This window comes from Curtobacterium sp. KBS0715, assembly GCF_005938005.2.
Taxonomy (GTDB): Bacteria; Actinomycetota; Actinomycetes; order Actinomycetales; family Microbacteriaceae; genus Curtobacterium; species Curtobacterium flaccumfaciens.
This window is the reverse complement of sequence record NZ_VCCA02000001.1, coordinates 2,736,782-2,749,046: the sequence shown is the minus strand read 5'-3', so window position 1 is coordinate 2,749,046 and position 12,265 is coordinate 2,736,782. Positions and strand designations below refer to the sequence as shown.

General features: G+C 70.8%; 8 protein-coding genes. All 8 read left to right on the top strand.

From position 1 onward, the window contains the following. The first annotated feature begins 4 nt into the window (after positions 1-4). Positions 5-1,459: a F0F1 ATP synthase subunit beta gene (atpD, locus tag FFG40_RS13080; RefSeq protein WP_017885744.1), complete on the top strand. Its 1,455-nt coding sequence runs from the start codon at positions 5-7 to the stop codon at positions 1,457-1,459. Position 1,460: 1 nt separating this feature from the next. After that, positions 1,461-1,724, top strand: a complete 264-nt coding sequence (locus FFG40_RS13075) for a F0F1 ATP synthase subunit epsilon (RefSeq protein ID WP_027465776.1) — start codon at positions 1,461-1,463, stop codon at positions 1,722-1,724. Further along, positions 1,721-2,491 (top strand): peroxide stress protein YaaA, encoded by a 771-nt coding sequence (locus FFG40_RS13070; RefSeq protein ID WP_313900878.1) that lies wholly within the window; start codon positions 1,721-1,723, stop codon positions 2,489-2,491. The genes FFG40_RS13075 and FFG40_RS13070 overlap by 4 nt, the downstream gene beginning before the upstream one ends. 107 nt (positions 2,492-2,598) lie before the next feature. Continuing rightward, positions 2,599-3,156 (top strand): hypothetical protein, encoded by a 558-nt coding sequence (locus FFG40_RS13065; RefSeq protein ID WP_138803601.1) that lies wholly within the window; start codon positions 2,599-2,601, stop codon positions 3,154-3,156. Positions 3,157-3,181: 25 nt separating this feature from the next. Continuing rightward, positions 3,182-4,015, top strand: a complete 834-nt coding sequence (locus FFG40_RS13060) for an FHA domain-containing protein (protein WP_138803600.1) — start codon at positions 3,182-3,184, stop codon at positions 4,013-4,015. 3 nt (positions 4,016-4,018) lie between these two features. Then, the gene (locus tag FFG40_RS13055) at positions 4,019-4,840 is read left to right on the top strand and encodes a PP2C family serine/threonine-protein phosphatase (RefSeq protein WP_017885739.1); all 822 of its coding nucleotides are present in this window, start codon (positions 4,019-4,021) and stop codon (positions 4,838-4,840) included. 130 nt (positions 4,841-4,970) lie between these two features. Then, the gene (locus FFG40_RS13050; protein WP_138803599.1) at positions 4,971-6,383 is read left to right on the top strand and encodes a serine/threonine-protein kinase; all 1,413 of its coding nucleotides are present in this window, start codon (positions 4,971-4,973) and stop codon (positions 6,381-6,383) included. After that, positions 6,380-12,235 (top strand): Ig-like domain-containing protein, encoded by a 5,856-nt coding sequence (locus FFG40_RS13045; RefSeq protein ID WP_138803598.1) that lies wholly within the window; start codon positions 6,380-6,382, stop codon positions 12,233-12,235. Before FFG40_RS13050 ends, FFG40_RS13045 begins: the two co-directional genes overlap by 4 nt. Positions 12,236-12,265: the final 30 nt, after the last annotated feature.

Sequence of the window (12,265 nt, the reverse complement as noted above, 5' to 3'; positions counted from 1 at the left end):
AGCCATGACCGACACCGCAACCACCGCGGTCGAGACGTCGTCGGCGCCCGGTGTCGGCCGGATCGCCCGTGTCACGGGCCCCGTCGTCGACATCGAGTTCCCCCACGACGCAATCCCGGAGATGTACAACCTCCTGTTCACGACCATCACCATCGGTGACTCGTCGCAGGAGATCGGCCTCGAGGTCGCGCAGCACCTCGGCGACGACCTCGTCCGTGCCATCTCCCTGAAGCCGACCGACGGCCTGGTCCGTGGCCAGGAGGTCCGTGACTCGGGCGCTCCGATCTCGGTCCCCGTCGGCGACGTCACCAAGGGCAAGGTCTTCGACGTCCTCGGCAACGTGCTCAACACGGACGAGAAGCTCGAGATCACCGAGCGCTGGCCGATCCACCGCAAGGCCCCGGCCTTCGACCAGCTCGAGTCCAAGACCTCGATGTTCGAGACCGGTATCAAGTCCATCGACCTCCTCACCCCGTACGTGCAGGGTGGCAAGATCGGCCTCTTCGGTGGTGCGGGCGTCGGCAAGACCGTCCTCATCCAGGAGATGATCCAGCGCGTTGCGCAGGACCACGGCGGTGTGTCGGTGTTCGCCGGTGTCGGTGAGCGCACCCGTGAGGGCAACGACCTCATCGGTGAGATGGAAGAGGCGGGTGTCTTCGACAAGACGGCCCTCGTGTTCGGCCAGATGGACGAGCCGCCGGGAACGCGTCTCCGCGTGGCCCTGTCGGCGCTGACGATGGCGGAGTACTTCCGCGATGTCCAGAAGCAGGACGTGCTCCTCTTCATCGACAACATCTTCCGCTTCACGCAGGCCGGCTCCGAGGTCTCGACGCTGCTCGGCCGCATGCCGTCCGCCGTGGGCTACCAGCCCAACCTCGCCGACGAGATGGGTGTGCTCCAGGAGCGCATCACCTCGACGCGTGGTCACTCGATCACCTCGCTGCAGGCGATCTACGTGCCGGCTGACGACTACACCGACCCGGCTCCGGCCACCACGTTCGCGCACCTCGACGCGACGACCGAGCTCTCCCGTGAGATCGCGTCGCAGGGTCTGTACCCCGCGATCGACCCGCTGGCGTCGACGTCGCGCATCATGGACCCGCGCTACCTGGGTGCCGACCACTACGAGACGGCCACGCGCGTCAAGCAGATCCTCCAGAAGAACAAGGAACTGCAGGAGATCATCGCCATCCTCGGTGTCGACGAGCTCTCCGAAGAGGACAAGATCACGGTCGAGCGCGCTCGTCGTATCCAGCAGTTCCTCTCGCAGAACACCTACATGGCGAAGAAGTTCACGGGCGTCGAGGGCTCCACGGTGCCGCTCAAGGACACCATCGAGTCGTTCCGCGCCATCGCCGACGGCGAGTTCGACCACGTTGCGACCCAGGCGTTCTTCAACGTCGGTGGCATCAACGACGTGGAAGAGAAGTGGGCTCAGATCCAGAAGGAGAACCGCTGACATGGCGGGTCTCAGCGTGAGCGTCGTCTCGGCTGACCGTGAGGTCTGGTCGGGCGACACCACCATGGTCGTCGCACGGACGACAGAGGGCCAGATCGGAATCCTCGCCGGACACGAGCCGATGCTCGCGATCCTGGCGCAGGGTCAGGTCCGCATCACGCGGGCCGATGGGTCGACCGTTGCGGTCGACGCCGAGGACGGCTTCCTGTCGGTCGAGCACGACACGGTGACGATCGTCGCGCGGCAGGCCGCGCTGGCGTCCTGACCGGACTGACCGTCCTGCTCCCGCCTTCGGAGACGAAGCGGGAGGGCGGGGACACGAGCCGCACGCTCGATCTGCGTGCACTCTCGTTCCCGGAACTGGCCGATGAGCGGGCCGCGGTGATCACCGCGGCCCGCTTCGTCAGTTCCGAGGAGTCCTCGGCCAGGACGGCACTCAAGCTCGGTCCGAAGTCGATCGCCGAGCGCCTCCGGAACCTCGAGCTCGACACCGCGGGCACCATGCCCGCGATCGAGCGGTACACGGGGGTCCTCTACGACCCGTTGCGCGCGCAGGACGCGGACGCCATGACGCGTGCATGGTGGGCGGAGCACGTGATCGTGCAGTCCGCGATGTTCGGCCCGATCGGCGCCGGTGACCCGATCCCGGCGTACCGGCTGTCGCACGACTCGCGGCTCGGTTCGATCCGGTTGGCCGCGCACTGGCCCGCGGTGTCGACCCGTTCCCTGCTGACCCGTGCGGACGGCCTGGTACTCGACCTGCGGTCCGAGGGGTACCGGCAGCTCGGGCCCGTGTCCGGAGCGGTCACACCACGGGTGGTGAGCGTCGACGGCTCCGGTCGTCGTCGTGCACTGAACCACTGGAACAAGACCGCGAAGGGCCGCCTGGTGGCGTTGCTCGCCCGCACCGGCGCGAGCATCGGCAGCATGGGCGACCTGGTCGTCTGGGCGGCGGCGAACGGCGTGGTCGTCGAACGCAACGAGGGCGGCTGGGACCTGGTCGCCGAGAGCCTGGAGCCCGTCGCCGCCTGAGCGGTTTCCGCCTGCTCGTCCTCCACAGGCGTGGGTGGGGCAGCTCCGGTCCACAGATGGCCGGGGCGCCCCTGCCTGGAGGCCCGCAGCACGCTTCGATGGCGTGCATGATCCCTCTCACGGCAAAGTCCGGCCCCGGCTCCGCAGTCCGTTTCCCTCGCGAGATCGCCGCGGCGGTCACCCTCCCCGCCGCAGCGGCCGCGCTGGTCGCGCCCGGCCGGGCGGACCTGTCGACGGTGGCTGCGACGGCCGTGGTGACCGCGTGCGGCGCACTCGCGCCCCGGATGGCCCTGGTGCCGTTCATCGCGGCGCAGGGCACGCCGGACCCGCGGTCGATCCGGGTGTTCGACCCCTTCGCCGACCCGACACCACCGGCGCTCCACGGTTTCGGCCCGGCTCCCGATCGTGCCCGCGTGCGGCTCGCCGGTGACCGGTGCGCCGACGCGTGGCGAGTGTGGCGGGCGCAGGACGGCCCCTTCGACGGATCGTCGGGTGCCGCCGGTGCCCTGTCGCTCGGTGCCTGGTGTGCGTGGGCGCTGGGGTCCTGGGCCCGGGCGGAGACGCGTGCCCGGTACGCCCTCGAGACGCGCGCCGACGACCCGCTCGCGGGGCTCGTCCTGCGCTCGGTCGTCGCGGGCAGCGGGCCGTCGTGGGAGCGTCGATGACGTGGGGTCGACCGGATCGTCTACGGTGGGGGAGACCACACTGGGAGGGCTCCGGTTGTACGACGACGACATCGAGGACACCGTCATCCGGCGACCCCGACGATCGCCGGCGGGCGACCGGACGGCGGACGCCGTCGGTGACACCGTCATCCGCGGCGAAGGTCCCGTCCTCCCCGGAGCCGGAGCCGGAGCCGGCGCCGGTCGCGATCCTGACTCTGACTCCGACGACGGAGTCCTCGGTGACACGGTCATCCGACCCCCGGTCGGTGCACCCGGCCAGTCACCGGCAGCGGTGGACGACGTCGATCCGGAGGACACCATCGTCCGGGTGCCGGCGCGACCCGGCGCCGGAGCGGGCCCGCTCGTGGGTGCCGCCCCGGGCCTCCAGTCCGCCCCGTCGGCACCCGCCGCACCTGCGGCACGTGTGCCCTCGATCCGCATCGGCGACCGCACCTTCCGGCTCGACCACCCGGTGGTCATCGGCCGCCGGCCGTCGCTGCCCCGGGTCACCCGTGGTCCGCAGCCCGAACTCGTGACCGTGCGGTCGGCGTACGGGCAGGTGTCGTCGTCCCACGTCCTGATGCACGCCGAGGGCGAAGCCGTCGTCGTGCAGGACCTCCGGTCGACGAACGGCACCGTGGTCCGCCCGGCCGGTGCGCCCGCCTACCGCATGGCGTCGGGTGCGTCGATCGTCGCGCTGACGGGTACGGTAGTCGAGATCGGTGACGGCAACGCCATCGAGGTCCTCTCGCCGTACCTCCGGGTCGCACCGACGGCAGAGGGTCTGCCTCCGGTTCCCCCGTGGCCCTCCGATCAGACAGCACACGGCACGCCCCGACCCACCAGAGAGCGATCCTGACACGTGACCGAACTCGGCCGAGCAGCCACTGCGCACGCCATCGACGTCCCCGGTGCCGACGGCGCCACCCTGACGCTCTCGTGGGGAGCCGCGACCGACGTCGGTCGACGGCGTGACCACAACGAGGACAGCTACATCGTGGGCGCGCCGTTCTTCGTCGTCGCCGACGGCATGGGTGGGCACCTCGCGGGCGACCGCGCCAGCGACGCGGTCGTGCGTCGGCTCGAACAGGTGACGGCCGAACCGTTCACCACGCGCCAGGGCATCCAGCGTGCCCTGCTCCTCGCGACCGCCGACATCGAGCGCGCAGCCGGCGGCAACGCGATCGGCGCGGGCACCACCGTCACCGGGATCGCGCTCGTGGCCTCGCTCGGTCAGCCCGCTGCGCTCGTGTTCAACGTCGGGGACTCCCGCACCTACCGCATCGAGGACGGCGTGCTCCGCCGCGTCACCGTCGACCACTCGGTGGTGCAGGAGATGGTGGACGCCGGTCTGCTGCGCGCCGAGGATGCCGAGCAGCACCCGGACAGCAACGTCATCACTCGTGCGGTCGGCTTCGGCGAACCGCCGGCACCGGACTGGTGGACCCTGCCCCTGCGGGCCGGTGACCGCTACATCGTCTGCTCCGACGGGCTGACCAAGGAGCTCGGCGACGCCGGCATCGCGCGCATCGCGGCACGTGAGCCGGGTGCGCAGGACCTGGCGGAGCGCCTGGTGGGCGACGCCGTCGTGGCCGGCGGTCGCGACAACGTCACCGTCGTCGTGCTGCAGGTCGATGCCGCGCCGGACGACGGCGACCTCGAGGACACGCTGCCGCGGCACTAGCTGGCCCCCGAACTGGGGGAACACGTCGAACTGTGGGGGATCGGCGTGCGGAATGTCGGTCACCCACGCTTCGTACAATGACATGGCCACGTCGAGAGAGCTGGCCGCTCGGCCGGGGGAGGAGAGGACCATGGCGAGACGCCTGCCGTCCAACCCGCCCGTGATCGGCGGGTTCAGTCCCGTCCACGTCCTCGGGTCCGGTGGCTTCGCCGACGTCTTCCTCTACGAGCAGGACATGCCCCGACGACAGGTCGCGGTGAAGGTGCTGCTGGACGAGGTCGTCGACGACCGCGTCCGGCAGATGTTCCAGGCCGAGGCCAACCTGATGGCCCGGCTCAGCACCCACCCGTCGATCCTCACCGTCTTCCAGGCCAGCGTCGCCGCTGACGGCCGTCCCTACCTGGTCATGGAGCTCTGCTCCTCGTCCCTCAGCGAGCGCTACCGTCGCGAACCGATCCCGGTGTCCGAGGTGCTGTCGATCGGCATCCGCATCGGGTCGGCGCTCGAGACCGCACACCGTGAGGGCGTGCTGCACCGCGACATCAAGCCGTCGAACATCCTGCTGACGGCCTACGGCAACCCCGTGCTCTCCGACTTCGGCATCGCCGCGACGATCGGGGGCACCGACCCCGACGAGCCGATCGGCATGTCGATCCCGTGGTCCGCGCCCGAGGTCCTGATCGACGAGTCGCGCGGCACGATCCAGTCCGAGGTGTACTCACTCGCGGCGACGGTGTACTCGCTCCTCGCCGGCCGCAGCCCGTTCGAGGTCCGCGGCGGCAAGAACGGTGCGAACGACCTGATGCACCGGATCGACAAGGGCGGCGTGAAGCCCACCGGTCGAACCGACGTGCCGCCCTCGCTGGAGCGCCTGCTCGCCTCGGCGCTGTCCCGCAAGCCGCAGGGACGCCCCGCGACGGTGATGGAACTCGTACGGGGGTTCCAGCAGGTCGAAGCCGAGCTCGGCATCCCGCAGACGTCCGCCGACGTCGCGGTCGAGGCCTGGGCGATCTCGACGCCCACCGCGCACGGTGACCGCACCGTGATCCGTGAGCTGCAGCCACCCACCCGGGTCGGTGCGCGTCGTCGGACCCGCCGCGCGGTGCAGGGCGGGGTCGTGGCCGGCGGTTCGCACAGCGTCGGCACCGTGCACCGCACCGGGTCCGTGACCCGTGCCCGTCGCCGGACCCGTTCGACCCTGGTCTGGGCGACGTCCCTCGCCGTCGTCGTGGTCGCCGCCCTCGTGATCGCCACGGTCGTCGTCGTGGGTCGGCTCGGCGCGGGGGCCATCCCGGTCGTGGCCGAGGTCCGGGCCGAGCCGTCACCGCAGTCCGTGTCCTTCAGCTGGACCGACCCGGGGCTGCGCAGCGGCGACACGTACGTCATCTCGTCCAACGGGTCCTCGAGCCAGCAGACCGGCACGACCTTCGTCGTCTCCGGTGAACGCGGCGACGAGGAGTGCATCGCCGTCGCGGTGAACCGGGACGGCAAGACGGGCGCTGCGAGCGCGCAGAAGTGCGCGACGATCGGGAGCGCCGGGTGATCCGCGCCCTCCTCGCGAAGCACCGCTCCGCAGCCGTGACCACCGGCGCCTCGGTGCTCGTCGCCGCTGTCGTCGCGACCACGGCCATCGTCTCCACCGGGTACCACACACAACGCGTCGACCTCGGCGACGGCACCGTCTGGGTGCCCTCTGCCCAGTACGGCGCCGTCGGCCGGGCGAACACCGGCATCCTGCAGCTCAACACCGCGGTCGAGACCGCCAGCGACGACCTGTCCGTGCTGCAGCGCGGTTCCACCGTCTACAGCGTCGACGAGACCAAGGGCACGGTCGCCCGGGTCGACGTCGCCGACGCCACCGTGGGTGATGCGATCACGCTGCCTGCCGGGACGCCGCAGGTCTTCTTCGCGGGCAACACCGCGGTCATCGGCAACGCGGACACGGGCGAGCTCTGGTCGACCCCCGCGAGCGACCTCGCCGAGTTCGACGCGTCCGCCAAGGCCGACCTGACACTGGGCGCCGACACCGTCTTCGACGCCTCCGACGGCCACGTGGCGGTCTACTCCGCGAAGACCGGGACGGCGTCGCTGGTCGACGTCGGCGCGACACTCACCGTCGCCGAACGGTGGAAGGTCGACATGGACCGGGGCGACGACTTCCAGGTCGCCACGTTCGACGGGCACCTCGCCGTGCTCGACCGCACGAGCGGTGCCCTGTCGGTCGACGGCCGCACCGTCGAGCTCGGCGACCGGGTGGGGTCGTCGCCGGCCCTCCAGCGGTCGTCGGACCGCACGGCCCAGGTCACGGTCGCGGGCACGGCGGGCCTGGTCCGTGTCAGCGCCTCCGGCGCCGTGGACGCCACCGCGCTCCAGGTGTCCGGACGAGCCGCGCGGCCCTACGTCGACGGCTCCTGCACGTACGCGGCGTGGGCGGGCGGACAGGCGATCGACACGTGCGACGGCAGCGCGTTGCAGCGGCTGGCGAGCACCGGCGGCACGAGCGAACTGCAGATCCTGCACAACGGCGACACCGTGGTCGCCAACGACCCGACGAGCGGCCGATCCTGGGCGATCGACCGGAGTGGTCAGCTCATCGACAACTGGGCCGACCTGATCAAGCAGGACGACGAGCAGCAGCAGGAGCAGGTCTCCGACGACGACCCCGAGGTCGACAAGGACCAGAAGCCGCCGGTGGCGGTGGACGACGAACTGGGCGCTCGTCCGGGACGCACCACGAGCCTCCCGGTCCTGCTGAACGACTACGACCCGAACGGCGACCCGATCATCGTGAGCGAGGTCGGCACCATCTCGAAGTCCGCCGGACGCGTCGCGATCGTCGGCGACGGCCAACGTCTGCAGGTCACGCTGTCGTCGCGCGCCACCGGGACCGTGACGTTCCCGTACACGATCACTGACGGCAACGGCGGATCGGACACCGCGACGGTCCGGATCAGCGTGCGCCCCGACAGCGAGAACGAGGCGCCGCGGCAGGTCCGTGACACCTCGGCCGACGTCGTCCAGAACGGGCACGTCGTCTCGAACGTGCTCGGTGACTGGATCGACCCGGACGGCGACCCGGTGTACCTGGAGTCGGCGACCGCGTCGAACGGCGACCGGGTGTCCACCACACCGGACGGCCTGCTCGACTTCCGGAACGACAGCGGCCGCACCGGTGAGCGGTCGGTGCAGCTGGTCGTGAGCGACGGACGCGCCGACGGCCGAGGTGCCGTGACGGTGCGGGTGGCCAAGCAGGGCACCGTCCCGCTGCGCGCCGATCCGTTCCCCGTGTCCGGGTACGCCGGCAAGGCCTTCACGGTCGAGCCGCTCGACCACGTGCGTGGTGGCAACGGCACCGTGACGCTGACCAGCGTGTCGTCGGCATCCGGGCTGACCGTCACCCCGAGCTACGACGCCGGGACCTTCCGGGTGCAGGGAGAGCGGGCGGGCGACCACCAGCTCGAGTACACGGTGACCGACGGTGTGAAGACGTCGAGCGGCATCGTCCGGGTGACTGTCCTGGCGCCGCCGGACGCCTCGACGGCGCCGATCACCACGCCGAAGACGGTGTTCGTCAACACCCTGTCCACCAAGGACTCGGACGTCACCGCGACCGACATCGACCCGGCGGGCGGGGTGCTGCTCGTGACGGCGCTCGACGGACCCGAACGGGGCAGCGGCGTGCAGGCGAGCATCCTCGACCAGCACAAGGTCCGCGTCACGCTCACGGCGCCGCTCGACGGCCCGGTGTCGTTCGGGTACACGGAGACGAACGGGTTGGCGTCGTCCCCGGGCACGATCACCGTCGTCGAGATCCCGAAGCCCGACCGGATCCAGCCCCCCGTCGCGCAGCCCGACACCGCCACCGTGCGCGTGGGTGACGTCGCGAACATCGACGTGCTCGGCAACGACACCCAGCCCGAGGGCGAACCGTTGACGCTGCAGCCCGAGCTGGTGCAGAACGTGCCCGGCGACGGCGGCCTGCTGTTCGTCTCCGGCGACCACCTGCGCTACCTCGCTCCGAAGACCCCGGGCAACTACACCGCCGTCTACCGGGTGGCCGGCCCGGACGGCCAGTACGCCGACGCCGCCGTGTCGATCTCGGTGCGCGAGCGTGACGCCGCGACCAACAACCCGCCGGTCCCGCAGACCGTCACCGCGCGCGTCGTCGCCGGGTCGTCGGTGCGGATCAGCGTGCCGTTGAACGGGATCGACCCGGACGGCGACTCCGTCCAGCTCGTCGGCGTGGGCTCCAACCCCGACAAGGGATCGGTCGCCGACGTGGCCTCGGACGCCCTGACCTACGAGGCGGGCGACTACTCGGCAGGGACCGACGAGTTCACCTACACGGTCGTGGACGCTCTCGGGGCCCGCGCGTCCGGCACCGTGCGGGTGGGCATCGCACCCCGCGCCGAGCAGGCCTCGAACCCCGTGGCCGAGGCCGACCACGTCACGATCCGTCCCGGTGGGTCGGTGACGGTGCGTGTCCTGCAGAACGACTCCGACCCCGAGGGCGGGCAGCTCACCGTCGCACAGGCCGAGCCGACGGCCGAGGACGTCACCGCGAAGATCCTCCGGAAGCAGCAGATCCGTGTCACGCCCCCGAAGTCGGCGAAGCGCGGTGACTACGCGGTGCTCTACACCGTCGCGAACAGCAGCGGGGGATCGAGCACGGCCTTCCTCACGGTGACCGTCGACCCGGACGCACAGCCGCTCCGGCCCGAGGTCGACGACACGACCCTCGACCTGCAGGACATCCTGCGGCGGCAGAGCGTGACCGTCGACGTGCTCGACAACGTCTTCTTCGCCGAGGGCACCGCGGCCGACCTCCGGGTCGGGGTCGTCCCCGGCTACGGCGACACGGCGACGCCCACCGACGACGGCCGCATCACGGTCCGGTTGACCGACGAATCGCAGGTGATCCCCTTCTCGGTCGCCCGGCTCGACCACCCGGACATCGTCTCCTACGGCTTCATCAACGTGCCGGGCTTCGACGACGCCCTGCCCCAGATCAACCGCAGCGCCGGCGCGGTCACGGTGAAGAGCGAGGCCACGGTCCGCATCCCGCTGCAGGACTTCGTCGTGACGGCGAACGGCCAGACCGCGAAGATCACCGACCGCGGCACGGTCAAGGCCACCCACGCGAACGGGCAGGGTCTGGTGGTGGACTCGTCGACGCTGCAGTTCACGTCGTCGAAGCTCTACTACGGCAAGGCGTCGATCTCGTTCGAGGTCACCGACGGCTCGTCGGCGAACGGCGGCAAGGGTCGCGTCGCCACCCTCGTGCTCCCGATCACGGTCACGCCCCGGTCGAACCAGCCGCCGGCGTTCGCGGGTTCCTCGATCGAGATGCAGCCGGGCGAGACGCGGAAGATCGACCTGACGAAGCTCACCGACTACCCGTACCCGAAGGACCTGCCGGAGCTCCGGTACTCGATCGTCGGCCGGCCCGCCGCCGGGACGACCGCGTCGATCGCGAAGCAGCAGCTCACCATCGCGGTCGCCGACACCGCGAAGAAGAACACCACCGCGTCGATCGGGATCGGGGTCGCGGACGACGCCAACGCCGGTCGCGCGGGCACGGTGACCGTCGGCGTCGTCGCCTCCACCCGGCCGGCGGTCCAGCCCGGCGCCGACCGCGCGGTGACGAAGCGCGGGTCGACCACCACCATCGACGTCCTGAGGAACGACCAGCCGACCAACCCGTTCCCCGGCGAGCGGCTGCGCGTCGTGAACATCCGCGGTCTGTCCGGCGGACTCCCGAAGGGTGTCACCGTCACGCCGAGCGGTGATCGCTCGCGTCTGCAGGTCGCGGTCGCCGGAACCGCGAAGCCCGGCGACGCGCACCTGCAGTACCAGGTGGCGGACGCCACGAACGACCCCGACCGGTACGTCTGGGGCGACGTCACGATCTCGGTGCAGGACGTCCCGGACGCACCGGGTGCGCCCACCCGCACCGGCTCCTACGTCGGTGGCCAGGCCACGCTGACGTGGGCGACCCCGCAGGGCAACAACTCGCCCATCACGGGCTACCGCGTCATCGGGACCAACGGCGTCTCGAAGAACTGCGGGACCGCGACGGTGTGCACGGTCACCGGCCTCGACCCGAAGGCGTCCTACCGGTTCCAGGTCGTGGCGACCAACGCGATCGGTGACTCGAAGCCGTCGGCCCGCTCGGGTCCGATGAGCGCGGACTTCGTGCCGGCACCGCCGAAGGGCATCACGGTCACGCCCAGTAGGTCGACGCCGAACCAGCTCGACGTCAAGTGGGGGAAGGTGTCCGCGCCGAACAACGGCAGCGCGGTCGACAACTACGTCGTGACGATCGAGGGTCCGGGCTTGTCCGACACCCGCAACACCGGCACCGCCACGAGCACCTCGTTCACCGGTGCCCAGAGTGCCGCCCAGTACACGGTCACCGTGTCAGCCCGCAACGCCGCAGACCGCAACGGCACGGTGGTGCAGTGGAACTCCGCGTCCGCCACCGGGAGCGCAGTCGGTGTACCGACAGCCGTCTCCGTGGGGGATCCGAACGTCGATGCGTCCTCCGGTCGCACGGTCGTCAGCGTCGATTACTCCAAGTCCGACGGTCAAGGTGCGCCGATCCAGTCGTACGCGCTCGTCCGGGTCGGGGGGCAGGTCACCTGCGGCCCGATCGGCGGCGGTCAGCAGGTCGACAGCACGGGCCCCGGAGGCGGGACGCTGCGCGACGGCAACGCTGCGGACGGCAGCACGACCAGTTACGTCGTCGTGGCGTCCAACACCTACGGGTTCTGCAGCGTCAGCCGAGCGACGACGTCCGTGACGAGCTACGAGCGTCCTGGCCAGGCCAGCACACCCTCGATCCGTGTCGTGAAGACCGACCGGGACAACGGCGTGTACCAGCTGGTCGCAGAGGGGTACGGCGTGAAGTCCGGACGCGCCGATCACTACCGTGTTCGCTACAACGGTGGTGGATGGCAGGACGCACCTTCCGGGCCCACGGCAGCACTGGGCTACGGGACGGCGGTCTCGATCGAGGTGCAGGGCTGCCGCGGACCGAGCAACAACTACGACTACTGCGGTCCCGCGTCTTCGGAATCCAACTCCGCAACCCCGATCATCACCAAGCCGATCGTGCAGCAACCCGTCGAGGGCGCGGCCCTCAACGTTCAGGATCCCTCGAACGGTCGCGCCACCCCCACGTACACCGTGCGCTTCGACGGTCGTGGGAGCGACGATCAGGACGTGGCGTACACGACGAACTCGGTCGTGCCGACATCTGCCCTGTCACCGCTCCGGACCACCACCGTGACCATCGAGGTGCAGATCGCCGGGCAGACGGACACCTGGACGTACGAGTCGGACGCGGCCCCCGCTCCCGAGCAGCCCGCCCCGGAACCAGCCCCCGGCGGCTGACCCCCGCCGCTCCGACCCGCCAACGCCGCC